This window comes from Methanosarcina sp. 2.H.A.1B.4, from assembly GCF_000979385.1.
Lineage (GTDB): Archaea > Halobacteriota > Methanosarcinia > Methanosarcinales > Methanosarcinaceae > Methanosarcina.
This window is the reverse complement of record NZ_JJOV01000083.1, coordinates 1-23,106: the sequence shown is the minus strand read 5'-3', so window position 1 is coordinate 23,106 and position 23,106 is coordinate 1. Positions and strand designations below refer to the sequence as shown.

At 44.4% G+C, this 23,106-nt stretch carries 28 protein-coding genes; 16 read left to right on the top strand and 12 right to left on the bottom strand.

From position 1 onward, the window contains the following. Positions 1-29: 29 nt before the first annotated feature. Together EO92_RS13795 and EO92_RS13790 are read right to left on the bottom strand one after the other, a co-directional pair. Positions 30-395 carry a NifB/NifX family molybdenum-iron cluster-binding protein gene (locus tag EO92_RS13795; RefSeq protein ID WP_048172450.1) on the bottom strand — a complete coding sequence of 122 codons (366 nt, stop codon included), beginning with the start codon at positions 393-395 and terminating at the stop codon, positions 30-32. Between the two features lie 84 nt (positions 396-479). After that, positions 480-851, bottom strand: a complete 372-nt coding sequence (locus EO92_RS13790; RefSeq protein WP_048172448.1) for a NifB/NifX family molybdenum-iron cluster-binding protein — start codon at positions 849-851, stop codon at positions 480-482. A 215-nt stretch (positions 852-1,066) separates the two neighbouring features. Between EO92_RS13790 and EO92_RS13785 the strand changes: the two genes are divergently transcribed. The 4 genes from EO92_RS13785 to EO92_RS13770 all read left to right on the top strand — a co-directional run bounded on the left by EO92_RS13785 (position 1,067) and on the right by EO92_RS13770 (position 4,061). Continuing rightward, on the top strand, positions 1,067-1,405 hold the full coding sequence (locus tag EO92_RS13785; RefSeq protein WP_048172446.1) for a DUF134 domain-containing protein: 339 nt from the start codon (positions 1,067-1,069) through the stop codon (positions 1,403-1,405). 61 nt (positions 1,406-1,466) lie between these two features. Beyond that, the gene (locus tag EO92_RS13780) at positions 1,467-2,309 is read left to right on the top strand and encodes an Mrp/NBP35 family ATP-binding protein (protein WP_048131524.1); all 843 of its coding nucleotides are present in this window, start codon (positions 1,467-1,469) and stop codon (positions 2,307-2,309) included. 403 nt (positions 2,310-2,712) lie between these two features. Beyond that, positions 2,713-3,240, top strand: coding sequence for a co-chaperone YbbN (locus tag EO92_RS13775; RefSeq protein WP_048172444.1), 528 nt, complete (start codon positions 2,713-2,715; stop codon positions 3,238-3,240). Positions 3,241-3,410: 170 nt separating this feature from the next. Further along, on the top strand, positions 3,411-4,061 hold the full coding sequence (locus EO92_RS13770; RefSeq protein ID WP_048172442.1) for a cytochrome c biogenesis CcdA family protein: 651 nt from the start codon (positions 3,411-3,413) through the stop codon (positions 4,059-4,061). A gap of 85 nt (positions 4,062-4,146) precedes the next feature. Here the strand turns inward: EO92_RS13770 and EO92_RS13765 are convergent, their stop codons facing one another. From EO92_RS13765 to cbiT, 8 genes are all read right to left on the bottom strand, one after another. Further along, the gene (locus EO92_RS13765; protein ID WP_235283342.1) at positions 4,147-4,617 is read right to left on the bottom strand and encodes a hypothetical protein; all 471 of its coding nucleotides are present in this window, start codon (positions 4,615-4,617) and stop codon (positions 4,147-4,149) included. 184 nt (positions 4,618-4,801) lie between these two features. Further along, entirely contained in the window at positions 4,802-5,533 is a 732-nt protein-coding gene (locus tag EO92_RS13760) for a precorrin-8X methylmutase (protein WP_048160791.1), read from the bottom strand. Then, entirely contained in the window at positions 5,523-6,323 is an 801-nt protein-coding gene (gene cobJ, locus EO92_RS13755; protein ID WP_048131529.1) for a precorrin-3B C(17)-methyltransferase, read from the bottom strand. The genes EO92_RS13760 and cobJ overlap by 11 nt, the downstream gene beginning before the upstream one ends. Continuing rightward, positions 6,292-6,645 carry a cobalamin biosynthesis protein gene (locus EO92_RS13750; protein WP_048131530.1) on the bottom strand — a complete coding sequence of 118 codons (354 nt, stop codon included), beginning with the start codon at positions 6,643-6,645 and terminating at the stop codon, positions 6,292-6,294. Before EO92_RS13750 ends, cobJ begins: the two co-directional genes overlap by 32 nt. 66 nt (positions 6,646-6,711) lie before the next feature. Then, entirely contained in the window at positions 6,712-7,170 is a 459-nt protein-coding gene (locus EO92_RS13745; RefSeq protein ID WP_235283341.1) for a cobalamin biosynthesis protein CbiG, read from the bottom strand. An 80-nt stretch (positions 7,171-7,250) separates the two neighbouring features. Further along, positions 7,251-7,979, bottom strand: coding sequence for a cobalt-precorrin-4/precorrin-4 C(11)-methyltransferase (locus EO92_RS13740; RefSeq protein ID WP_048172438.1), 729 nt, complete (start codon positions 7,977-7,979; stop codon positions 7,251-7,253). Positions 7,980-8,094: 115 nt separating this feature from the next. Beyond that, complete coding sequence (locus tag EO92_RS13735; protein WP_048172437.1) at positions 8,095-8,703, bottom strand: cobalt-factor II C(20)-methyltransferase; 609 nt, start codon at positions 8,701-8,703, stop codon at positions 8,095-8,097. 78 nt (positions 8,704-8,781) lie between these two features. Next, positions 8,782-9,336, bottom strand: coding sequence for a precorrin-6Y C5,15-methyltransferase (decarboxylating) subunit CbiT (gene cbiT / locus EO92_RS13730; protein WP_048131534.1), 555 nt, complete (start codon positions 9,334-9,336; stop codon positions 8,782-8,784). 816 nt (positions 9,337-10,152) lie between these two features. Here cbiT and EO92_RS13725 point away from each other — a divergent pair. Then, entirely contained in the window at positions 10,153-11,475 is a 1,323-nt protein-coding gene (locus EO92_RS13725) for an isopropylmalate synthase (RefSeq protein WP_048160795.1), read from the top strand. Positions 11,476-11,698: 223 nt separating this feature from the next. Here the strand turns inward: EO92_RS13725 and EO92_RS13720 are convergent, their stop codons facing one another. Continuing rightward, positions 11,699-12,727, bottom strand: a complete 1,029-nt coding sequence (locus EO92_RS13720) for an isocitrate/isopropylmalate dehydrogenase family protein (RefSeq protein WP_048160797.1) — start codon at positions 12,725-12,727, stop codon at positions 11,699-11,701. A 522-nt stretch (positions 12,728-13,249) separates the two neighbouring features. Here EO92_RS13720 and EO92_RS13715 point away from each other — a divergent pair. Then, on the top strand, positions 13,250-14,092 hold the full coding sequence (locus EO92_RS13715; protein ID WP_048172435.1) for a TatD family hydrolase: 843 nt from the start codon (positions 13,250-13,252) through the stop codon (positions 14,090-14,092). 187 nt (positions 14,093-14,279) lie between these two features. Here EO92_RS13715 and EO92_RS13710 read toward each other — a convergent pair whose 3' ends face one another. Beyond that, positions 14,280-14,765: a multiprotein bridging factor aMBF1 gene (locus tag EO92_RS13710; RefSeq protein WP_048131538.1), complete on the bottom strand. Its 486-nt coding sequence runs from the start codon at positions 14,763-14,765 to the stop codon at positions 14,280-14,282. A gap of 30 nt (positions 14,766-14,795) precedes the next feature. Here EO92_RS13710 and EO92_RS13705 point away from each other — a divergent pair, with 30 nt between their 5' ends. From EO92_RS13705 to rpl12p, 10 genes are all read left to right on the top strand, one after another. Continuing rightward, on the top strand, positions 14,796-16,121 hold the full coding sequence (locus tag EO92_RS13705) for a proteasome-activating nucleotidase (protein ID WP_304413388.1): 1,326 nt from the start codon (positions 14,796-14,798) through the stop codon (positions 16,119-16,121). 137 nt (positions 16,122-16,258) lie between these two features. Continuing rightward, the gene (locus EO92_RS13700; RefSeq protein WP_048131540.1) at positions 16,259-16,849 is read left to right on the top strand and encodes a DUF99 family protein; all 591 of its coding nucleotides are present in this window, start codon (positions 16,259-16,261) and stop codon (positions 16,847-16,849) included. 63 nt (positions 16,850-16,912) lie between these two features. Continuing rightward, positions 16,913-17,068, top strand: a complete 156-nt coding sequence (locus EO92_RS17920) for a hypothetical protein (protein ID WP_156165838.1) — start codon at positions 16,913-16,915, stop codon at positions 17,066-17,068. Between the two features lie 270 nt (positions 17,069-17,338). After that, on the top strand, positions 17,339-18,463 hold the full coding sequence (gene ftsZ, locus EO92_RS13695) for a cell division protein FtsZ (protein ID WP_048131542.1): 1,125 nt from the start codon (positions 17,339-17,341) through the stop codon (positions 18,461-18,463). Positions 18,464-18,890: 427 nt separating this feature from the next. Then, positions 18,891-19,106, top strand: coding sequence for a protein translocase SEC61 complex subunit gamma (locus tag EO92_RS13690; RefSeq protein WP_048131547.1), 216 nt, complete (start codon positions 18,891-18,893; stop codon positions 19,104-19,106). After that, positions 19,103-19,561, top strand: coding sequence for a transcription elongation factor Spt5 (locus tag EO92_RS13685; RefSeq protein WP_048131548.1), 459 nt, complete (start codon positions 19,103-19,105; stop codon positions 19,559-19,561). The genes EO92_RS13690 and EO92_RS13685 overlap by 4 nt, the downstream gene beginning before the upstream one ends. A 122-nt stretch (positions 19,562-19,683) precedes the next feature. Beyond that, on the top strand, positions 19,684-20,169 hold the full coding sequence (locus EO92_RS13680) for a 50S ribosomal protein L11 (protein WP_048172431.1): 486 nt from the start codon (positions 19,684-19,686) through the stop codon (positions 20,167-20,169). 235 nt (positions 20,170-20,404) lie between these two features. Beyond that, on the top strand, positions 20,405-21,046 hold the full coding sequence (locus EO92_RS13675) for a 50S ribosomal protein L1 (protein ID WP_048131550.1): 642 nt from the start codon (positions 20,405-20,407) through the stop codon (positions 21,044-21,046). Next, positions 21,047-22,081 carry a 50S ribosomal protein L10 gene (locus EO92_RS13670; RefSeq protein ID WP_048172429.1) on the top strand — a complete coding sequence of 345 codons (1,035 nt, stop codon included), beginning with the start codon at positions 21,047-21,049 and terminating at the stop codon, positions 22,079-22,081. A 50-nt stretch (positions 22,082-22,131) separates the two neighbouring features. After that, positions 22,132-22,440, top strand: a complete 309-nt coding sequence (rpl12p, locus tag EO92_RS13665) for a 50S ribosomal protein P1 (protein WP_048131553.1) — start codon at positions 22,132-22,134, stop codon at positions 22,438-22,440. The last annotated feature ends 666 nt before the right edge of the window (positions 22,441-23,106 follow it).

Below are 23,106 nucleotides of genomic sequence, written 5' to 3'. Positions count from 1 at the left end.
CCCTGTACATAAACTGAGGAGCCTATATCTCAGTGATGGTGCTCGTGTTCTGCACAGGTGTTTTCGGCACTGGCACTACGGAGCTGACCTGCTTTCCAGGCTCCGATCGCATCCTGAACCGTACCTTCGACACCCACGAAAACATTGATTCCATAAGACTCAAACATCTTGACAGCTTTGTACCCCAGTCCAGAACAAAGCATAATATTCACCCCATTATTATAAAGGAACTCAGGCGGCAGGCCTACTCCACCCATATGCTCGCTAGTATTAGGGATTACGGAAACTTCTCCACTGTCAGTATCCAGGATAGTATAAGTGGGAGCCTTTCCAAAGTGCTGTTCTATAGTTCCTTCCATGCCGTTGTTATCTCTTGTAGGTACACATACTTTCATATAGCTCACCTTTAAATTTCCAGACATTTCACATAAAATGTTGTTACAAAATTTTTCGTATTTTTGATATTTTGGACCTTTAACTCAACTCTTCCTCATACCGATATGAGTGGAAGCATTCGGGCTCTCAAGGAGGGAAAGCTTTCCGGATTGATACTCCCGAAGGGCAACGGATACCGTACCTCTGATTCCAGAGTGGGTTTCAATACCTGCTTCGGAGAGTATGGAAAAAGAGTTCAGCCCCACACTTCCCGTTAAGAGAATGTCTACCCCTGCGCCCACAATTGCCTCTGCTGCCCGGATCCCCGCGCCACTGGAGGTTTCTGAACCGGGATTTTTGAGTGATGTTACTGATCCTGTCTCAGGATCAATGATCACAAAATAATTGCATCTTCCGAATTGAGGGTCCACTTCAGAATCAGGATCCTTTCCAAAGGCACTTATGCAGATTTTCATATTTTATGCTCCAATATAAAATCCGCTGACTCTCAAACCATACATTTCTCTGTAGATTTTTCGAATAAAGTGGAGGCACATCAGCCCCGCACAAACGCAGAGAAGTCAGAGATATAGAAAGTACAATTTCACCCATATGAGTATAAATATTTATAGTTTTCTATTTGAAAAGAGAAATTGTTATATATTTATTCAACAATGTACATAAGTAACCTATGAAAAAATGCAGAGGAAGACCAAAATGCCCGAGGCGCGTTGAGCAAACCCCTGATGTCACATATTTCAAGCCCCGTGGGGTTCCACTTTCGGATCTTGAAGTGGTGTCCCTCACAGTAGAAGAGCTTGAAGCCCTGAGGCTTGTGGATGTTGAAGGCCTTAGACAGGAGGACGCAGCCACCAAGGTAGGGATATCAAGGAGAGCGTTCTGGGAAGACCTGAAAGCCGCCAGAATGAAAGTAGCACTCGCCCTCAGCACAGGAAAAGCGATTGAGATAAAAGGCGGTAACTATATCAGGGCTGAGGGTACTGACGTTAGAGAAGATATTGACGCGTAAAAGAGATATTTGAAACGGGGAAAAACTGAAAAATGCGAAATTTTTACACAGGCGATAAAAAATGAAAGATAAGGTTCAATCACTGGAAAGCTTATCGAAAAAGCCCGAGGAGCCAAAAATCGTAGTCAGCCTCAGGCGCATCAAACGTAAGATAATGGTAATGAGCGGGAAAGGCGGAGTAGGAAAAAGTACGGTTGCCGCAAATCTCGCTGTCGGGCTTGCCCTCCGCGGACACAGGGTCGGTCTTCTTGACTGTGATATCCACGGTCCGACTGTCCCTACTATCTTCGGGCTGGAGTCCGCAAGACCTGAAGTAAATGAAGAAGGAATTATCCCAATTCAGGTGCTTCCCAACCTCTCAATAATGTCTATTGGTTTCCTGCTCGAAAACAAAGACTCACCTATAATCTGGAGGGGACCTGCCAAAATGGGAGCAATCAAGCAGTTCCTGGAAGAAGTTTACTGGGGGAAGCTTGACTTTCTGCTTATCGACCTTCCGCCGGGAACGGGAGACGAACCCCTGAGTGTAGCCCAGCTTATCCCCAACTGTGACGGTTCCGTGCTTGTTACAACCCCTCAGGATGTAGCCCTTATCAGTGTTCGGAAATCAATCACATTCTCGGAAAAACTAAATGTACCTATAATAGGGCTTGTGGACAATATGCATGGGCTTATCTGCCCTCACTGCAATAAGCCTATAGATGTATTCGGAAGTGGAGGCGTTGAAAAAGCCGCAGAAGACTTTAATGTCCCTGTCCTTGCCAGACTTCCTATAGAGCCCAAAATCGCAGAAATGGAAGACAAGGGTACGATCGTTCAGGACCAGCTTAAACACAGCACGGAGTGGCAGAAGAATTTCGAAAATGTCGTGAATGCAGTAGAAAAAATCCTTGAGGAAAAGTAAGGCAGAGTAAAAAGGTTTACACAATTCATAATTATTAAGTTTCTTTATCGGAATTGCATTCCTTTATCGGAATAGATCCTTTTTATTTTTCTTTTTATTTTTTGTTTATATAATGTATTTCCCGGATTTTGAATTCCATTCCTGCCACAGGAATCTAATATAGTTATTGATATTTATCCTATCGAATCCCTTTAATCGAGTGGTCCGCAGATAGATATTCACATATGGGGATTTACAGATAATTAGTAACGTAGTTTACGGTTAATTATTTGAGTGTTATGGATAATTCTATTGCAGAATTCAGGCTTTCAGAATCAGTAGAAATAAAATTATTTGTGAGAAGAGAGAACTATTGATATAGAAAGCTTAAAGAACTACAAAATGAAAAATTAACGTTGAGAACATGAGAAAATTAATTATATTACTAATCCTGCTTGCAGCCGTACTTTTTACGGCAGGCTGTACTGAAAACCCGGACAATTCCACAACCGAGCTTACTCCAGAGTTAAGAAATGCTCAGGAAATTCAGGAAGAAAGTGTTGTTGTAAATTTGACCGATCTGGAACAGATAAACACCTCCGTTCAGGAAGGCCCGGTTTTATTGAAAATAGGATCTGAAAGGTGCGGACCGTGTCGGCAGATGAAACCCATCCTGAGCGATCTGGCAGCAGAATACGGAGGAAGAGCCACGGTAATGTCTGCAGATATAGATCAGAGCCCTCACCTAGCAGCATATTTCAGAATAGCTTATATCCCGGATTCCTTTGTAGTCGTAGGCATTGAAAACGGAGAATATGTTTACATGCAGGAAGATGGAAACGTTACCACAGACAGATTCCAGGCAAGAGTTATGGGACTTGGAGAAAAGCAGGTGTACGAAGAGCTCCTTGACAGGGCTATTCTTTACTATGAGAACGTAAATGCAGAATAAAAAGTGACCTGCCCGGAAAAACGGCTTCAAACATCCTGCATCGGCTGAAAATTCAGGCTTTCGACGGAGTTTGGACTGAAAACAGATTTCCGGATAAAAAAGCAGTATTGTAAAAAACTAAAGTAAAAAACTAAAATAAAAAACCGAACTGAAAAACAGCGAACCAGACCATGTATTATGAAGCGATTTCCCCTCTAGCTGCATTTGGCGCAGGAGTACTCAGCGTCCTGTCACCATGCATCCTCCCCCTTCTTCCTGCAGTCCTTGCAAGCTCAACAGGAAAAGGAAAGTTAAGACCCCTTGCTATAGTACTTGGAGTATCGATATCCTTTACCCTCATGGGAGTTGTGACCTCCACTTTCGGAGCAGCTTTTCAGGCGTACATAGGGCAGCTGAAAATCCTTGCAGAGATTCTTATTATCACAATGGGTCTTGCAATACTCTTTGATATAAGCCTTTTTAACGCCTTTGCAAGATTCCCCCTTCTTGCAGGAATGAAAGACGAAGGACCGATCTCTGGCTTTCTGTTAGGGCTTTCCCTCGGAGTGCTCTGGATCCCCTGTGTGGGACCGATCCTTGCCTCAATCCTGACCATGGTAGCCCTGGAAGGAAATGCTGCTACCGGTGCACTAACCCTTTCCATTTATTCTGCAGGGTTTGCGGTACCCATGCTACTACTCGCATACTCAGCTCACCTCTCCACTTCGAAAATAAAGCTCATATCAAAGTATGACGTAGCCTTCAAAAAAGGAGCCGGAATAGTGCTTATCCTTGTAGGGCTCTCGATGATCTACCAGAACCACTTAAGGTGGTTACTTTAAGTTTTTCGTAAACAGTATGCGTACATATCAAACACAATTTGAAACACAAATTTGGGAGGAAACAGTAAATTGGACCTGTTTCTTCTCATACCACTTCTGCGATTTCCATGAAAATAGGAACAATTTCACCTGACTCATAGTTCTTACTGTATAATCTTATGTCGACTAAAGTATGACTATGCGGGATCTCCATCTTAACTGTGTTTGTAATTTGTTTATCCATAGTTACCTTAAACGTATACTCTCTTTTTTCCCGGTGGAACTGTAGACTTAAAGGGCGGGCTCGTGATAAATCACTTTCAGGTTCCAGACGGTATGTTTCGTTTACTATTGATTTATTCTGTTGATCAAATACTTCAACCATTACTTCATGGCTCGTAATGTCATGGTTATGGATTACAAAAAAAGGTGCTGCAGCCCCCATAAATACAAAGGGAATAGAGATATAGAAAATTAAAACGGTTATCAGGATAACGATACATAAAATAACCAGCTTTTTAGCAGTATTGCCCAATTGGTTCACCACTGAAAATAATGTAAAAAAGAATATACGCATTACTTTTTACTACGCATTACTTTTTACAGTTTATTCTTGATTCTTATAATAAGATGAGAGATGACAGATATAAATTTATTTGAAAGAACCGTCATGTCAGGCAAGCAGGAACTAAAAAGCCGGCGAGAAAACAAAAAATGAGCTGAGATAAAAGGAAAAAAGGAAAAAAAGAAAGTAGAAAGTGTTATTCTTCACTTTCCCTTGCGATTGCTACGAGCTCGTTTACGCAGGCAACTGCCATCGGAGTCCCTCCTCTGGTCCCGACACAGCTGATTGAGGGGATAGGGATTTTCAGGTCCCTGACCATTTCCCTGGATTCGGCTGCGTTTACAAAACCAACAGGAAGCCCGATTATAAGGGCAGGCCTTACACCTTTTTCGATCAGCTTGCAGACCATGATGAGGGCAGAAGGCGCATTTCCGATTGCGATGATGCTTCCGTCCAGCCTGTCTCTGGCAGCAAGGAAACCTGCCGAAGTCCTGGTTATCCCGTACTTATTAGCGATTGCAGCGTCCCGGTCTTCGTCAAGCACGCAGATGATTTCGGATTTGTGCCCGGCTTTTGTGATCCCGGCTTTTACCATGTTGATATCCACAAAGATAGGGGCACCTTTTTTAATTGCTTCAACCCCGGCAGGGATGGGGTCATTGTTAAAGCGCATGATGTCTGCAACGGAGAGGTCTCCGGTGGCAATAACGCAGCGCTGACGGAAACGGTCTTCGGGAGTATTGTTCCCGACGATTTCCTGGATCATTGTCCGGCTTTTCATATAGATGGCTTTGGCCTCTTCAGTCCTTGCGCCGGAGTCCCTGCAAATGCCCACAAGTTCGGGGTCTACTTCCACTGTAAGCTCGGTAAACTCTTCGAGGTTTTCGAGAGCCCCTGCTTTCCCTTCACTGCTTTTTTCAGTAGTCATATTTCTTATGATACCCCCTGGGTGTTATGATGAGATCCTTTTTCGGAGATTTCCAGGTCCGGGAATCCCCGTTGCCTACGAGAATGACTGTGCTCATGTCCACCCAGTCCTCAGACTCCATGACTTCCCCGAGGGTTGTCACGATCTGGTCCTCACCTTCGCCTCTCATGGCATTCTTGACAAGCCCCACAGGCACGGAATCGGCCTTGTACTTGCGGATGATTTCGATTGCCCTTGCAAAGTTGGACTGTCTCTTGCGGCTCTTTGGGTTGTAGAGCCCTATCACGAAATCAGCGTCGGCAGCCATATGAAGCCGCTTTTCGATGACTTCCCAGGGAGTTAAGAGATCGCTTAAACTGATCACCGCAAAGTCCGTTACCACGGGTGCACCGAGAATGCTTGCCCCGGCAAGGATTGCTGTGACCCCGGGCAGGATTTCGATGTCCACGTCAAGGTTCTCGTGTTCAGCGACCTCCATCACGATGCCTGCCATGCCGTAGACGTTGGTGTCGCCCCCGCTGAGCATGACCACGTTTGCGGTTTTTGCAAGTTCCACGGCTTTTCGGGCTCTTTCAACCTCTTTTCCCATGAAACTTCGGATTACTTCCTGGGTGCCAAGAAGGCTTTCCATCTGGTCCAGGTAGGTACTGTTCCCGAGAATATAATCAGCATTGAGGATTACGTCCCGGGCTTTGAGGGTCAGCTGTTCCACGGAGCCCGGTCCGATCCCTACAACGTAGAGTTTTCCGCCGGATGCCTTATCTTGCGATTGCGATTGTGACTCTGCCATAGACTTTCTTCCTGAAAATCAATTCGTGTTTTTCCGAGAGAGCAAGAGCTGCAGGTTCTGCAACCCCTTTTAACCCAAAGCGCGAAGCCTGGGATGAGGACGGGGGGTTGTAGCTGTTCAGCACTTCGTCCGGCAAAAACTTAACCGGAATACTGAGCAATTCTCCTGCTTCCAGCAGCCCCTGTTCATTTTCTTTAAGTTTCGCAGAGGCAAAGCCCGTGATCTCTTTGAGACTCAGGCTGCACTCATCAAGCGCCTGTTTTACGGCGTCAATGACTTCTTCTTTTGTTATGCCCCTGCGGGTTCCGATTCCGATAATCATCAGTAATCTTTTATCCACTGCTTTTTCATGCAGTTTCGTAATTTAGTCAGCTATTAGCGTAGATTGTTAGCTGTTTCCGGCACTGTAGTCCTTTACTTCAGCAACTTGTTTATTTCTCACAAGCACGGAAACATCCTCGTCCACAATAACAATCCTGGGTCCCTTAACCTCAAGAACCTCTACCTGCTGGTCAAGGAGGGCACAGTTTACAGCGATTGTGGACTCTTTATTAAAGATCTCGCAGCCAAACCTATCAGCAATTCCCTCAACAGAGGGTTTACCGTGAACCTCAGTAGCTGTGGTGAGCACAGGAACTGCACCCAATTCCGCAATCTTCCGGGAAATCTCGTTTGCCCCGTGATGCCCTCCAAGGAGGGGAATTGCGAAATTCAGGTTTGAGTCCACAACGACCACTGCAGGGTCCGACCACTTATTATCGAGAAGAGGGGCAATATCCCTTACTACAATGCCTGTAGCAAAGACTGCAACGATTGCCCCGTAGTTTTCAAAGGCTTTCCTGAACACGCCTTTTTCATAGAGAAGAAGGTCGGCTTCAAGATGCTCTGCTATCCGTAATGCAATTTCCCTGTTCCTTTCAAAGGTAATTACAACGGTTCCTGGGCCACTCCGTATAGGTAGGACCTCCTGTAGTTTTTAGGGTCAACAACCCCACCGATGATTATCATTGCCGAGCGCTTGATCCCTGCATCTTTAACCTTATCTGCAATATCTTCTACAGTCCCTGTGATGACTTCTTCATCCTCCCAGGATGCATGGAAGACAACTGCAACAGGCGTATCTTTAGGGCAGCGGACTTTTTCCATAATTTCCCTGATCTTCTGGGTGCCAAGGAAAATTGCCATAGTGGTATTATAGGCAGAAAGCTCGGGAATAAGGTCTTTTTCCAGGGTTTTTCCCGCAGGACGGGTGATAATAAGAGTATCGGAAACACCGTTGAGAGTAAGCTGGGTTCCCAGAGCGGCGGCGCTTGCAAAGACAGACGAGACGCCTGCTACCCTTTCGACTTCTATATCGTATTTTCTCAACTCTTCCATCTGCTCTATAACAGACCCGTAAAGAGAGGGGTCTCCGCTGTGAAGGCGTACCACGAACTTTCCTGCATCCACGGCATCTGCAATTAGTTTCGTGGTTTCATCAAGGGTAAGCCCGTAACTATCTACTTTCTCTCCCTTCGTATAGTTAAGGACTTCGGGGTTTACCAGGGAACCCGCGTATATAACAAGATCCGCTTTTTCAAGCATCTCACGCCCCAATACGGTAATCAGTTTGGGGTTTCCAGGGCCTGCCCCTACAAAATATACTTTTCTTTCCATCTGACCATTCCCTTTGCTTTTCTGTAACTGGTTCAAAGTTATATGCTGAAATTCAAACTCGTATGCCGAGACTCAAAGTTGTATAACGATCATTAAAAGTTTCATTTTAGTGGATTCATTTCTTTCCGTAAATGATACTGAAATAGTTCCCTTTTTCCGGGATATCTTCTTTCTTACTGATAATCAGTTCATTATCCGAAAAGAGCCTCTCTGCAAAAATAAACTCCCTGTACCCTTCAGTTTCGAGCTGTTCCATAATCTTTCTAGGCTGTGTGGCTTTAAGGTGGATCTTATACCCGATTTCAGAACCGTCACTTACCTCAAAGGAACTCTCAACTGCTACATTAGTCCTTGCAGCAAAAGACGTGATTGAACTTATTCCCGGCACTGTTGCAGTCTCAACATCCGGGTAGTGCCTGTTCATGACCTTTTTCAGGTGGGTGAAAGTAGAGAAAAAGTTAGGGTCACCTATAAGCCCGAAAGCTACTGTCCCTTTTCTTGACTCTTCTGCTACCCGATCTGCATTTTCTTTCCAGAGGGCGTTCAGGACTTCGATATCCCTTATCATGGGAAACTCAAGGATTTCGGCATCCGCATAAGGGGCTACAAGGTCTTTTGCCAGGCGTCCTGGAACATATACCTTATCGCTGTTTTTCAAAACATCCACTGCTTTCAGGGTCAGAAGCTCAGGGTCTCCGGGACCAAGTCCTACTCCTATTAACATATTATAGCTCCATAGTTTTTTTAATAGGTAAATGTAAAACGTGATTTCATTAAACTGATGGGGATTAAAGGATAATTTTCAGGCTTGCTTTTTTCCGACAACTATGTATACCGGGTTTTCGGGTTTGAACATAGTCTCTCCGGCAATCGGGGCACTTCTCGAGACTGCAACGTGGACTACCTCATCAAAAATCCCCAGTCTCTTCATAGCCTCGATCGTTCTGACAACGGTTTCAATGCGAACTGCATTTACCACAATGCTGCGGGCTTTTTTTTCAACAAGCTTCTCAAGTACGGTGTCAATGTTTTTAGTTCCACCAACAAAAGCGCAGTCAATTGAATCGATAGACCCCCCAGAGCCAAGGAGATCCGAGGCTTCACCGGCTAAGATCCTGGCATTTTCGATCTTGAAATTCTTAAAGTTCGCTTCCGTAGCAAAGAGAGCTTCTTTACGTGCATCGATTGCATAGATAGTCAGGTTCCGGGTAATCCGGGCTGCTTCAATAGAGACCGAACCCGTACCGCAGCCTACATCTGCAAACCGATCCCCATCCTGCAGTCCGAGTTTGGAAAGGGAAACTGCAATTATTTCCGGTTTAGTCGGACCGCCGCTAACACTTACTATTTCGGACATGTTCTACCTCGGGAAAAGTAAAGCAAATATATTGAATATGAATTAAATATATGGCGATATAATTTGAAAATTATATTAAATCATGATGTAATAGTTTGAGCCTTCAATATACTATTTTTGTCAGGTGCAAACCATATGCAGATGCATATAGAAAGACTTTCATAAATTAGATGTTTCAGATTTACCCGATTATAAATATAACTTGCTGTAGATATACCTTATTATCGACAAGAAGGGCAGTAAAGGAAAGTAAACTTTAATGAAGCCCAAAAAGAATAAGAAAAAACATATAGAAAAGTTAGGACATGTAGTGAGACTGGCCTTAAACAGGCTTCTTCAAAACTTGAACGGGATTCGTCAAAACTTAAAAAGGAATTCTTCGAAAATGAACTGAGTATTCTTTTTAAGCGGGTATTCTTCAAAGACTGGGTAAAAAGGTTTTGAAAAGAAGTGAGAGAACGAAAATTTCCTGCAATGTAGAGAACGTCCAAAATATTTTTATTGTATAAATTTAAGAATACATGTAGTAATTTTGAAAGAAAGAGATTTTAACTATAACAACACATGATAGTTAAGTTTCCGGTACTCCTGATAAAGTGCCTCTTTGAGGAAAAGTTAAAACGCCCTTTTAAGAAAAAACGATAGGTATTCCCCGAATAAAATGTTTTTTAAACAAGAAGCGGAACGTCTTCGGGTTAATATCTGATTTTTTACTCTGTATACATAACAGCATCTTTTTGACAGGAAAAAACCCCGCAGTGTAAGCCCGCTCTCTCGATGCAGGGCTCTGCCACCTGAAAGAAAGGAGGATAATAGATGAAAATTTACGAATCATATGAAGATCTGCCCAAGCTAAAGCTGCCTTATGGAAACGAGATATTCATAAGTGACAGCACTATTCGCGACGGCTCCCAGATGCCGGGAATAGTCTTGAGCAGAGAACACAAAGTTCAAATCTATGAATACCTGCACGAGATAGGGATTGAGAAACTTGAAGCCTTTGTATTCAATAAAAGAGACAGAGATGCTGTTGAACTTATGTTCGACAGGGGATATGAGTGTCCTGAAATCACAGGATGGGCAAGGGCTTCAAGAGCTGACATTGACAAAATTCTGGAAGTAGATGGACTTGAAGAGACCGGGATTTTGATGTCTGTCTCGGATACGCACATTCATTCAAAGATGAGGCTTTCAGGGAGGGAGGAGGCTGAAGAGAAATATCTGGATGCCCTTCAGTATGCAGTGGACCACGGGCTTCGTACAAGGGCTCATCTGGAAGATATGACGAGAGCTGACAACTACGGTTTTGTTTTCCCTCTGGTAAAAAAGATTATGGAGATCGACCCTAACTGCATAATAAGAGTTTGCGATACCGTTGGATATGGGATGCCGTTCATGAATATTGATGAACCTTACGGAATTCCGAAAATTATCCAGCACCTCAAAAAAGAGATTGGGGTCAAGAATATAGAAACTCATATCCACGATGATTACGGATTCGGGGCAGCAAGTTCAATTACAGGTTTCTGGCATGGGGCCAACTGGACAAGTGTAACCTTCCTGGGCATAGGAGAACGTGCAGGAAACAGCGAGATGGAAAAAATCCTGCTCTTCCTGGCAGACAGAGTTGAAGGTTTTGATAAATATAATCTTGAACCTATTACCCGTTTTGCAGAGTTTATGGAAAAAGAACTCGGGCTCAGAGTCCCCAGAAACAAAGCTGTTGTCGGGAAAAATATCTTTGCCCACGAATCAGGAATTCATGCCGCAGGGGTCCTGAAGAATCCCTTCAACTATGAACCCTACCCCCCTGAACTGGTAGGAGGCACCAGGCTTCTCCTCATAGGTGACTCTTCGGGCCTTGAGGTAATACGCCACAAGATCCAGGAAACTTTAAACAACCTCCTTGATGTCGAAACCATAGTCGAAAAAAATGACAGGAGACTGCTTAAGATCCAGACCGAAATCCAGAAACTCTACGATAAAGAAGAAAGGGTATCCTGTATCTCAGATGAAGAGCTCCTTGCTTACGTTGAGAAATACTTCCTCTACCAGCCAATCTGTGACCCTGCACATATGGGCGGAGGAAAATTAAAAAGCAAAGGAAAAATCCAGGAACCGGAAGAAGAAAAGGATTAAAGTCGCGAAAGAGAGCAGAAGATACGGGATAACAGAAAAAAATCAGAAACCGAAGGACAAAGAGTCAATAAAAGACAAAAAGAAAGCAAACGAAAAAGAATTAGATAAAGTGGTATAAGGTTCTTCAGATCTTAGATCAGTTTTATTAAACCTTATATCAGCCTTCATCATTTATTTTGCTTCGGTTGCATTCAGAGTCTCATTTTTCAGATGCTCAAGATCCTTATTTCAGGATTTCTGCTGTGTATTTTGCAATCTCATCTGTCATCTGACTGAGTTTTGCACTGCCTCCAAGGTCATAGGTCACATACTTGCCTTCGGAGATTACGCGCTCAGTGGCTTTGAAGATGGCTTCTGACTTCTCCTTTTCACCAAGGTAGTCCAGCATCCAGGCTCCTGCAAGCACCGTTGCAACAGGGTTTACTTTATCCTGACCTGCATACTTAGGGGCTGAGCCGTGAGCCGGTTCAAACATTGCAAAATTGTCCCCAATATTTGCAGAATAAATGAGCCCGATACTGCCAACAAGGGCTGAACATTCTTCACTGATAACGTCCATGAAGAGGTTGGTGGAAAGGAGGACCTTTTTGTTGAAGATCTGGGGATTCTTGATAAGCTGCTGGGCAATGTTATCAATATGATAGGGCCAGACCTCAATGTTCGGGTAGTCCTTTGAAACCTTTTCGACTTCTTCTAAGAAAGAGCCGCAGGTTAATTTCAGGATATTGCTTTTATGGATAGGCACAACAGTGTCGTAACCTCTCCTTTTAGCGTCCTCAAAGGCATAGCGGGCAATCTTGCTGGATGCCGTGCGGGTAATTTTCCTGATTGCAATGGAAACATCGTCTGTGAGCTGGATTTCCTCTCCGATGTAAAGCCCTTCCGTTCCTTCACGCACACAGACCATCTCGACATCCCCGAGAGGTGCACTTGAGTTCGGGAAGGTCTTTATTGGCCTGACATTTGCATAGAGGTCGTACTTTCTCCTGATGGATACAGCCACACTTCTCGGAGAACCGATTCCTCCGGGAGTTGTGGTAGGGCCCTTGAAACAGGCATCAGAGCTGTCAAGGGTCTGCCAGGTCTCATCAGGGATAAGGGAATTCCCGCCATGCTGCTCCCACCAGCCTGCTCCTGCCTCACACATCACGAATTCGATATCAGTACCAGCGGATTCTGCAACTTTAAGCATTGCGTCCACAAGTTCGGGGCCTACCCCGTCACCTTTGATTACTGCTGCGGTTTTAGTCATGTTATCACCAGATCTATAAGGTTCGTGTTAAAAGAACCGTAGCGATTGAAAAGTTAAAAAGGGGAAACTTTTGAAGAATTTGGGAAGAATAATTGAGTCTCGCCGCGTACTCAACGTAAGGCTCATATTTCAACTTTTGGGTAATAATATAATAGTACTATAGAATAATGCATCCAGAAAATAGATACGGGTCCACAGAATATAATCCTGTCCTCGTGCCCTACAAAGATAGGTACAGTGTTCAAATTAAACCGTTGCCTGCACATATTAGTGGCTCTTCGTCATTCTCTATGGATGGGATGATTCTCAATTCACGGCCTCATTGGTTTTTATGATGAGACCCGCACGAAACAACAAAGAGCTCAATTAGTATTCAGATTATAGTATTACAATCCAGAAAGCCCTTCATAAAAATTCCAGAGATTTAGAATTCAGGCTACTGAATAGAGAGTTTGAAGAGAGTTTGAAGAGAGTTTGAAGAGAGTTTGAAGAGAGTTTTCAGGACATTTTCGAGGAATAAACATGCCTGCAAAAATTCCGATTACCGACAACCATATGCATATAGACCCAAGAGCCAGAGGGCTTGAAGCCGTAAAAGAGTTTCAGAGATCAGGCGGGACGCATATAATCCTGGTCGCCAAACCCAGCTGGTCCCTTGGAATTGCGGTCAGGAAACCTGAGGATTATCTTGCGGTCTTTGACGAAACCGTGGAAATAGCATCAAAAATCCGCGAGATTGGAGTTGGTGCTTTTCCGGTTCTCGGGGTCCACCCTGCTGAGATCTCAAAGCTTACGGAATACATGGAACTATCAGAAGCTACGGAAACCATGAAAAAAGGTCTTGAGATTGCTGCCGGATATGTGGAAAGAGGTCTTGCGGTTGGAATAAAATCAGGACGCCCGCACTATCCCGTACCCCCAGAGATATGGGCAGCCTCGAATGAGATAATGGAACACGCATTTTCTCTCGGAAAAGAACAGGACTGCGCAGTCCAGCTCCATACGGAAAGCGTGGGAAAGCCCGAACTTGAGGATATAGCAGAAAGGGCAAAAAAAACCGGAATAAAAATGTACAGGGTAGTCAAACATTACTCTCCTCCCCTTGTAAATACGTGTGAAGAACTTGGGATTTTTCCAGGGGTCATCTCGGTAAAAGGAGCAATCGAGCAGGCACTTGAAGAAGGGACTCGCTTTATGATGGAGACTGATTATATTGATGACCCTGACAGGCCGGGTGCGGTACTTGGCCCGAAGACGATCCCGAGAAGGACCCTAAAATTAATTGAAACGCACGGGGAAGAACCTTTCTGGACCATTCATAAGGAAAATCCTGAAAAGGTTTATGATATAGAGATCGAGCTTTAACACGACTCCAAAGATTAAGACGGGTAAAAAAGCAGAGGACAAAACAATTACAAGAAGCTTAAAGGAAAACCTATTAGAATGAAAACTCTCTCCATTAGAATTGTTTCCGGAAGGAAAAACCTGCCGGAAACGATTGTTACTGCTGGAAAAAAACCTCAATTAAAACCTTTACAGTTAAAACCCACACTTATTTGCGCTTAATTTTTACTATGTCGCCAAGAGTAGTATCTTTCCTCATGTGAGAGACTTCCTGCCCTGCGGCATCCGTGCGTTCGGTGAGTTTGATATTAAGGGCATGTTCCAGTTTCTTTCTAACAGATTCTTCGGGTACTATTTCGCTTCGCTCTATCTTTCTGATCAGGGATGCTTTTTCCTTGATGTTTTCAGCCAGATCTTCAAGAGACCAGCCTTTGGCTTCTCTGGCGTCTCGGATAATCTGATCGTAGTTGTCCAGAAGTTCATCTTTTAAAATATCGAAGAAATCCTTCTTTGGCCTCTTTTCAGTTCGTGATACCGTACGAACTACCGGAGAGACTTTCCTTGATACGGGCGTCCGTTTATCAACGGGTTTACCGTACGGTGCACATTTCGGGCAGACCTGGAGTTCGCTGTTATCAATTGTAACGGATATAGGCTTTTCACGGATCTCTGCACCACATATTTCGCACTGCATATTGATCACTTCGAAAACGCTATATACGGTATGAACTTAAATAATATTCGGAGCTCCATGACGGAAAGTACCAAAAGTAAGGATGAAAGCATGCACAGTCACCTTGTGAAGTCCGGATCTGTGTATGACGGAATCGAGCCTGGAGAGCTGGGGGAGTCAACTGAAAGCGTCCAGGACCGAGTGAGGCAACTTGAAAGCCGCAACAGTTTTCTGGAAGAGCAGTGTAGCCAGATAGAGTCCGAAAAACGCTATTTAGAGAACCAGAAGATCAAGTATGAGAGAGAGATACGAAAGCTTCAGTCAGAGCTTGATCGCATGAAGACCTCTCCGTTGATCATTGGTACGGTTATTGATGTGATCAAGAATGATCGTATAATTGTCCGTAGCAGTAACGGGCCTCAGTTTCTGGTTAACGTCTCACAATATATTGACGAGAAAAAACTGCTGCCAGGGGCAAAGGTTGCCTTGAACCAGCATACACTTGCCATTGCAGAGGTTATCCCTTCCACAGAAGAACCTTTTGTTGCCGCAATGGAGGTTATCGAAAGTGTTGAAGTGGATTATGATCAGATAGGCGGTCTCGAGGAGCAGATTCAGGAACTTCAGGAAGCAGTAGAACTTCCGCTAATTGAGCCTGAACGCTTTGAACGGATAGGGATTGAGCCCCCGAAAGGAGTGCTACTCTACGGGCTTCCGGGCACGGGAAAAACCCTGCTTGCAAAAGCCGTAGCCCATAGAACCAATGCGACATTTATCAGAGTTGTGGGTTCTGAACTTGTACAGAAATACATTGGGGACGGCTCCAAACTGGTAAGGGAAATCTTCGAGATGGCACGGAAAAAAGCTCCCAGTATCATCTTTATCGATGAATTGGATTCGATAGCTGCAAGGCGTTTAAACGAGACGACTGGCGCAGACAGAGAAGTTCAGAGAACTTTGATGCAGCTTCTTGCAGAAATGGATGGCTTTGACAAGAGAAAGAACATTCGGATCATTGCAGCAACAAACCGACCGGATGTCCTTGACCCTGCAATTCTCAGGCCGGGCCGTTTTGATAGGCTTGTCCATGTTCCGATGCCCGGAGTAGAAGCCAGAGGAAAAATCCTCGAAATCCATTGTGAAAGGATGACTCTTGCGGGAGAAATCGACTTTAAAAAGCTCGCAAAAGCTACCGAAGGGATGAGCGGAGCAGATCTGAAGGCAATTGCCACTGAAGCAGGCATGTTCGCGGTCAGAAAAGATAAGGAACTCGTTGAAATGGAAGATTTCCTCGAAGCAGTGGGTAAGGTATCTGTGGCTGCAGATACGCAAAAAATGATGCCTAGCAGCCCTCCAGAGACGACAATGTTCGTGTAAAAAAATAGGGAGTCACAAAAGACCTTTTAAGGGTGTCCATTTTTACCGGAAAATTCCTGTTTCCCGTTGATTTCTGCTGGGAGTGGCGTCATGGGGAACCGGCAAACTATTTTTGTAATTCAGACATAAAGATACCTGTGAGTTCAGATTTTCACATCAAACCCGAAATCCGAATTCTGGGCATAGACGACTCTGCGCTTCTTAATGAAAGGGTAATGATAGTAGGAACTGTTTTCAGAGGAGGAGACTGGATAGACGGAGTCCTGCGCTCGGAGATCACCAGAGACGGACTTGATGCTACCGAGGTGATAAGCACGATGATAAAGAATAGCAGGCATTACGGCCAGCTCAGAATTATCATGCTTGATGGAATCACTTACGGAGGCTTTAATGTTGTTGATATAGAGGAGCTTTACAGAGAGACAGGACTTCCTGTTATTGTAATCATGCGTTCCTACCCGGATTTTGAAAAGATTCGATCTGCCCTCAGGCATTTCTCCGATGGAGATGTGCGCTGGGACATAATAAAAAAAGCCGGCAAAATAGAAAAGCTGATAACGAAAAAAAATGGAACTCCGACTTATATCCAGAAAGCAGGAATAGGGATAAAAAGCGCAGAAAAGATAGTCCGCCTCACTTCAATAAGAAGTAATATTCCGGAGCCTCTCAGAGTTGCCCATCTAATTGCAACAGGTATCATCTTTGGGGAATCAAGAGGAAAAGCATAATTGAAAACATAAACGTTTTTGTCGGACTCCAGGAGAAGATCCGGGCAGAAAACCACCAGAATCTTGAGCAGAGCCCTGAGCAGAAGATTTAGCAGAAATAAGCTCCGGGCGGGATATGAGATTGAGGGGAAACATGGAAAAAAATCAGGAAAAAAGGGAAAGATAAAAATAGAGGAACCAGCCTCAAAAATTATACAAAATAAAAAAATATACATTTGAGATAAATAAATTAAAGAAGTGCGGGCAGAAAAGAGAAACAGACCAGATAATCACGAAGAGCAAGGAATATAAAATCAAACAGGAAAATAGAGTAACATTAATAAAATTATTAAGCATATACAGTGTAAATTCAAAAACTGGAAAAGGAAAACTATTAAATTGGAAACTGTATATGTGATGGTTAAAATAATTTGTTCCTTGTTGTAGTATACTTGTTTCTAATACAATCCGTTAAATGATCATCCCAGCAGAATGGAGGAAAACAGTAGTATGAGGTCCATTGTGGAAGAAGCCCTTGCTCGATCTGCCCTGGAAGGACGCGCCGGGCAGGGAGAGTACTCAAATCCAGATTACTCTAATGAAAATTTAGAAGTGGATGCTGAACTTGAAGAAATACTGAGAAGCCTTAAAACAACTATCAAAGTAGTAGGTTGCGGAGGCGGCGGTTCAAACAGCATCCAGCGCATGATGGGCGAAGGCATCCAGGGAGCAGACCTTGTTTCTCTGAACACTGACGCTCAGCACCTTCTTCATATACGCTCCGGCAAAAAAATTCTCATAGGGAGAAAGAAAACTAGAGGACTTGGAGCCGGCAGTCTCCCCCAGATAGGAGAAGATGCTGCAATCGAGAGTATTGATGAGATTAACAAGATCGTCCAGGGCTCAGATATGGTTTTTATTACCGCAGGCCTTGGAGGAGGAACCGGAACCGGATCCGCGCCTGTAGTGGCTGAGGCAGCCAGGGATGCAGGAGCCCTTACGATTGCAGTCGTAACCCTCCCGTTCAGCGTGGAAGGGCATGTAAGGAGGACAAACGCTGAAGCCGGCCTCGAGCGTCTGAGAGATGTTGCCGACACAGTTATCGTTGTCCCCAACGACAAGCTGATTGAAGTGGTCCCAAGACTTCCGCTTCAGGCTGCCTTTAAAGTCTCGGATGAAGTCCTTATGAGAGCAGTAAAGGGCATAACCGAACTAATTACAAAGCCCGGACTTGTCAACCTTGACTTTGCAGATATCAGAACTGTGATGCAAAACGGAGGCGTTGCTATGATAGGGCTTGGAGAGGCAGACGGCGAGAATAAAGCTGTCGAGTCTGTCCAGAAAGCTCTGCGCAGCCCGCTCCTTGACGTGGACATATCAGGTGCGACCTCTGCTCTTGTTAATGTGGTTGGAGGCCCTGACATGACCATTTCGGAAGCCGAGAGTGTGGTTCAGGAAGTCTACAGCCGCATAGACAGCAATGCCCGCCTGATCTGGGGTGCGCAAATCGATCCTGACCTCGAACAGACAGTACGTACCATGATCGTGGTCACAGGAGTTACCTCCGCCCAGATTTACGGCCACGGGAACGATAAGAACATTACATATAAGTATGGAATTGACTTCGTAGAGTGATCAGATCAGGAATGAAACAGTAAAATGGGTTAAAACGCTCGGTTGGAAAAAACACTGTTTTCCTCCTCTTAAAGGAAAAAGAAGGAACGTAGGAATATAAATCCAATCGAAAACTATTTTTATGGTAAATGCAGTATGATGCCGATACAATTCGGCATCAAAAATGAATAAATATTTACTGACACGATAAGGGGTTTACGTGAGTAATAATCCTGCGTCTAAATTTTTGGATGTTACAAAGACCGTGCCAGTGATATCTTCATATAATAGGAATTAATAATATAATCCGTCCGTCCTTCCTGAAAGATAAAATCCGATATTCTGTGATATAAAAGCAAATTTCGGAGATGCAGCATACAAGGGAAGAGCCGCGCGTAAAACTCCAGAAAAAAATAAAGATGTATATAAAAACCTGGATGTGAATTAATTGGCAGAATCCACATTTGAACCGAAAATAACCACAAAAAGCGTTGGTCAGGCAATCCGGGCACACCTGAGGGTCCTGAAACTTACGAAAAAACCGTCCAGGGAAGAGTTCTTGACCATTGCCAAAGTTGCAGGTGCCGGCATACTGGCTGTGGGCGCAATTGGATTTATTATCTATGTACTGCTGACAATGTTGCCCCAGTGGGTGGCCCAATGAGTGAGGATTCCCAGATATTCGTAATCAAAACCACGGCAAACCAGGAAAGGTCAGTTGCAACAGCCCTTGCAAGGATTTCGAAGAAAGAGAGACTGGACATAAGAGCAATCCTGGCTCCTGATGAGCTCAAAGGATATGTCCTTGTCGAGTCCCCCACATCCGGAATCGTGGAACTGGCAATCCAGACAATTCCACATGCAAGAGCCATTGTTAAAGGGAGTTCTTCAATCGCTGAAATAGAGCATTTCCTTAAGCCCAAGCCAATAGTGACCGGAATCAAGGAAGGGGCTATAATTGAGGTCACCTCTGGACCCTTCAAGGGAGAGAAAGCCCGGGTTAAAAGGGTTGACGAAGGGCATGAGGAAATTACTGTGGAACTCTTCGATGCTGTGGTTCCGATCCCCATCACGATTCGCGGCGATACCGTCAGAATACTCAAAAAAGAGAAAGACTAAGCCAGAAATCGGATGGAAACGCCTGAAACATTCCAGCTTATTAATAAACAAAAATCACCAGTACTCAGAGTGGATTGAAATAAATCTACAAAATTGATACTATAAAAACCGGTGAGACTCAGATGACAAGTATTGTTGAAGCACTTGTCCCCGGAGGAAAAGCGAATCCCGGACCACCATTAGGTCCGGCACTTGGTCCGCTCGGGGTCAATATAAAAGACGTGGTCGAAAAGATCAATGCAAAAACAAGGGACTACAATGGAATGCAGGTCCCTGTGAAGATAATTGTTGACGACAAGAAAAACGTCGAGATCGAGGTAGGCACTCCTCCGACCGCATCCCTGGTCATGAAAGAACTGGGGATCCAGAAAGGGTCAGGAAATGCAGGAAGCGAGGTTGTTGGAAACCTAACCATCCCGCAGATTGCAAAGATCGCCCGTATGAAAAAGGAAGATGTGCTTTCTTATGACCTCAAAGCCACAATGAAAGAGGTAATGGGCACCTGTGTCCCTATGGGCGTGAACGTAGAAGGAATGAAGGCTAAGGACTGCCAGAAAGCACTCGATGAAGGCAAATTTGACGATTTGCTTGCAAGCGAGGAATGGTAAACCTTCTTCTCCCTTTACCTTTTAATCCGTGGTCTGCCTACACACCAATAGTTTTAAATTGGATACCACTAATAGCACAAGAGCCTTGAACAGTGTTCTACTGGAATAGCTTAGAGAAAGTTATTGGTGGCTTACTGTTAAGAGTAACAGACCCGGATGGGAGCCCCTATAACCACCGTAGTAAGCCGGAGTGGCTGTCTGGACATTAAGTTCAAACACTACGGGGAGGAACAAGATGGTAGAAAAGACTATACTGGAAGCTGTCAAGAAAGTTATTGAGGAGTCGCCAAAACGCAATTTTTCGGAAAGCGTGGATCTGGCGATTAACTTAAAGAACCTTGACATGAACCAACCGAAGAACAGAGTCGATGAAGAAGTAATTCTTCCGCACGGGCTCGGAAAAGAGCTGAAGATCGGTGTTTTTGCAAAGGGTGACGTTGGCCTGAAGGCAAAAGCTGCCGGTGCTGCGTATGTTATTTCTGATGTTGAGCTCGAAGAGCTGGTAGCTGACAAAAACAGAGCCAGGACTCTTGCAAACGAATGTGACCTTTTTATTGCAGAAACTCAGTTCATGCCGATAATCGGTAAGAACCTTGGTATTGTTCTGGGACCCAGAGGCAAGATGCCTATCCCACTCATGCCGAACAAGGATATAGGCGAACTGATCCAGAGCAAGCAAAATGCAGTCAAGCTCAGGTCAAAAGACAGACTTACCTTCCACGTGGCTGTCGGCAGAAGGACTATGAATCCTGATGACCTTGCCGAGAATATTGAGACTATTATGGCCAGGCTTGAGCGTGTCCTCGATAAGGGCAAGCACAACCTCAGAACGGTCTATGTCACGACAACCATGGGGAAATCCGAGAGGGTGGTGTAAATGGCAGAAGAAAGGCATCACACCGAGCACGTCCCGCAGTGGAAAAAGGATGAAATCGAAAACATAAAGGAACTCATCCAGTCCCACAAAGTTTTCGGGATGGTAGGGATCGAAGGTATTCTTGCAACCAAGATCCAGAAGATTCGCCGGGACCTTAAGGACGTTGCGGTGCTCAAAGTCTCCAGGAACACCCTCACAGAGCGGGCTTTAAACCAGCTCGGGGAAACCATTCCCGAGATGAATAAATACCTTGACAAACAGACTGCTCTGGTATTTACCAATGAAAGTCCCTTCAAGCTTTACAAATTGCTTGAGCAGACAAAGACACCTTCTCCAATAAAAGGAGGCGCAATAGCTCCTGTGGATATAATTGTCCAGAAGGGCCCCACCAGTTTCCCACCTGGTCCGATTCTGGGTGAATTCCAGAGCGCAGGGATTCCCGCTTCAATAGAAGCCGGGAAGGTAGCAATAAAGGAAACTAAGGTTGTCTGTAAAGCAGGCGAGGCAGTCCCGCAGAAGCTTGCCACCATGCTCGCAAAGCTGGAAATATTCCCACTCATTGTAGGGCTTGACATGAGAGCCGCCTACGATGAAGGGACAATTTACGGGCCGGAACTCCTTGCAATTGATGAAGGCAAGTACTTCTCTGACATTATCAGTGCAGTTCAGAACGCTTTCAACCTCTCAGTCAACACTGCATACCCGACAAGCGCAACAATCGGCACCCTGCTGGCAAAAGCACATGCAGAATCAAAGAACCTTGGTGTCAATGCTGTTATACTTGAACCGGGAGTCATGGACGCCCTGCTGGCAAAAGCACATGTCCAGATGACCTCTGTTGCATCCGAAGCTGCAGATAAGGACGCAGATGCTGTGGATGAAGATCTGAGGGAAGTTCTCGGAGCAGCCGCAAGCGCAGCAGCAGCAGTAGCTCCGGTAGCAGCAGAAGAAAAGAAGGAAGAAGAACCTGAAGAGGAAGAAGAAGACCATGCCGAAGAAGACGGAATGGCCGGACTCGGCGCCCTTTTCGGATAAACAGATTTACGATTTACAATTTACGATAATATAAAATTAGGTGATCAACGATGGAATACATATATGCAGCTCTCTTATTGCACAACGCAGGTAAAGCAATTTCCGAAGAAGCAATCACTGCCGTTCTTCAGGCAGCTGGTGTAGAAGTAAACGAAGCCAGGGCAAAAGCCCTTGTCGCAGCCCTTGACGGCGTGGACATCGAAGAAGCAATCGCAAAGGCCGCATTCGCAGCCCCCGCAGCAGCAGCAGCTCCAGCAGCAGCAGCCCCTGCAGCAGCAGAAGCCGCTGTTGAGGAACCAGAAGAAGAAGACACCTCCGAAGAAGATGGAATGGCCGGTCTCGGCGCCCTCTTCGGGTGATTTCAATACCCATAGCTCGCCTCAGGGCGGGCTTTTTTTTTGGCTTTACAAACTTTGAAATAATTTTAAAAATTTAGAATTATCTGGTTTTACTTGCAGAATTCTTGATTTTTTCTAGTCGATTCTCTATTATAATATCCAATTTGTTTGGATTTATAAAAGCACATCTGCCCGGGCTAAAAGCAATAATAGAGCTAAATAGCTGCTGAGGTTTTTTCTTCAAAAAATTATAAGCTTAAATTTTGAAACTAACCAGTTATTTTTATTGTTTGTTGAACTTTGGTTATACAGTAGAAAAAAATTTATACCATTGTAGCTAATACTGTCTAAAGTATATGTAAGGTTTACATATACTTTAGAATACTTTTTGAGATTGATAATTTTTTAAAGAAAAATTCTATCTTCAGACGGTCTCAAAACTACATTTGATTCTACAATTGGAATAAAATGTTCTACTAAAGGATTAAATTTTAATTAAGTTTCAGAAAAATCACCTGTTTGGATTTGAAGTAATTATTGCCTATGTTTGAGTTTTGAGGCAGCTTTTCTCGATCAATTAGAACAAAATTATAGTTCTTGCCTCAACTAATTACACTTTTAATTTGAGGATGGAATTTTTCCATCCATTTCTTTGCAAATGATAATGATTTCCCTCTTCTCGTAAAC

Excerpts from the sequence above, each read along its gene's own strand:
- EO92_RS13795 (WP_048172450.1), bottom strand. The coding sequence starts at position 395 with ATGAAAGTATGTGTACCTACAAGAGATAACAACGGCATGGAAGGAACT.
- EO92_RS13790 (WP_048172448.1), bottom strand. The coding sequence starts at position 851 with ATGAAAATCTGCATAAGTGCCTTTGGAAAGGATCCTGATTCTGAAGTG.
- EO92_RS13785 (WP_048172446.1), top strand. The coding sequence starts at position 1,067 with ATGAAAAAATGCAGAGGAAGACCAAAATGCCCGAGGCGCGTTGAGCAA.
- EO92_RS13780 (WP_048131524.1), top strand. The coding sequence starts at position 1,467 with ATGAAAGATAAGGTTCAATCACTGGAAAGCTTATCGAAAAAGCCCGAG.
- EO92_RS13775 (WP_048172444.1), top strand. The coding sequence starts at position 2,713 with ATGAGAAAATTAATTATATTACTAATCCTGCTTGCAGCCGTACTTTTT.
- EO92_RS13770 (WP_048172442.1), top strand. The coding sequence starts at position 3,411 with ATGTATTATGAAGCGATTTCCCCTCTAGCTGCATTTGGCGCAGGAGTA.
- EO92_RS13765 (WP_235283342.1), bottom strand. The coding sequence starts at position 4,617 with ATGCGTATATTCTTTTTTACATTATTTTCAGTGGTGAACCAATTGGGC.
- EO92_RS13760 (WP_048160791.1), bottom strand. The coding sequence starts at position 5,533 with ATGACTACTGAAAAAAGCAGTGAAGGGAAAGCAGGGGCTCTCGAAAAC.
- cobJ (WP_048131529.1), bottom strand. The coding sequence starts at position 6,323 with ATGGCAGAGTCACAATCGCAATCGCAAGATAAGGCATCCGGCGGAAAA.
- EO92_RS13750 (WP_048131530.1), bottom strand. The coding sequence starts at position 6,645 with ATGATTATCGGAATCGGAACCCGCAGGGGCATAACAAAAGAAGAAGTC.
- EO92_RS13740 (WP_048172438.1), bottom strand. The coding sequence starts at position 7,979 with ATGGAAAGAAAAGTATATTTTGTAGGGGCAGGCCCTGGAAACCCCAAA.
- EO92_RS13735 (WP_048172437.1), bottom strand. The coding sequence starts at position 8,703 with ATGTTAATAGGAGTAGGACTTGGTCCCGGAGACCCTGAGCTTCTGACC.
- cbiT (WP_048131534.1), bottom strand. The coding sequence starts at position 9,336 with ATGTCCGAAATAGTAAGTGTTAGCGGCGGTCCGACTAAACCGGAAATA.
- EO92_RS13725 (WP_048160795.1), top strand. The coding sequence starts at position 10,153 with ATGAAAATTTACGAATCATATGAAGATCTGCCCAAGCTAAAGCTGCCT.
- EO92_RS13720 (WP_048160797.1), bottom strand. The coding sequence starts at position 12,727 with ATGACTAAAACCGCAGCAGTAATCAAAGGTGACGGGGTAGGCCCCGAA.
- EO92_RS13715 (WP_048172435.1), top strand. The coding sequence starts at position 13,250 with ATGCCTGCAAAAATTCCGATTACCGACAACCATATGCATATAGACCCA.
- EO92_RS13710 (WP_048131538.1), bottom strand. The coding sequence starts at position 14,765 with ATGCAGTGCGAAATATGTGGTGCAGAGATCCGTGAAAAGCCTATATCC.
- EO92_RS13705 (WP_304413388.1), top strand. The coding sequence starts at position 14,796 with ATGAACTTAAATAATATTCGGAGCTCCATGACGGAAAGTACCAAAAGT.
- ftsZ (WP_048131542.1), top strand. The coding sequence starts at position 17,339 with ATGAGGTCCATTGTGGAAGAAGCCCTTGCTCGATCTGCCCTGGAAGGA.
- EO92_RS13685 (WP_048131548.1), top strand. The coding sequence starts at position 19,103 with ATGAGTGAGGATTCCCAGATATTCGTAATCAAAACCACGGCAAACCAG.
- EO92_RS13680 (WP_048172431.1), top strand. The coding sequence starts at position 19,684 with ATGACAAGTATTGTTGAAGCACTTGTCCCCGGAGGAAAAGCGAATCCC.
- EO92_RS13675 (WP_048131550.1), top strand. The coding sequence starts at position 20,405 with ATGGTAGAAAAGACTATACTGGAAGCTGTCAAGAAAGTTATTGAGGAG.
- EO92_RS13670 (WP_048172429.1), top strand. The coding sequence starts at position 21,047 with ATGGCAGAAGAAAGGCATCACACCGAGCACGTCCCGCAGTGGAAAAAG.
- rpl12p (WP_048131553.1), top strand. The coding sequence starts at position 22,132 with ATGGAATACATATATGCAGCTCTCTTATTGCACAACGCAGGTAAAGCA.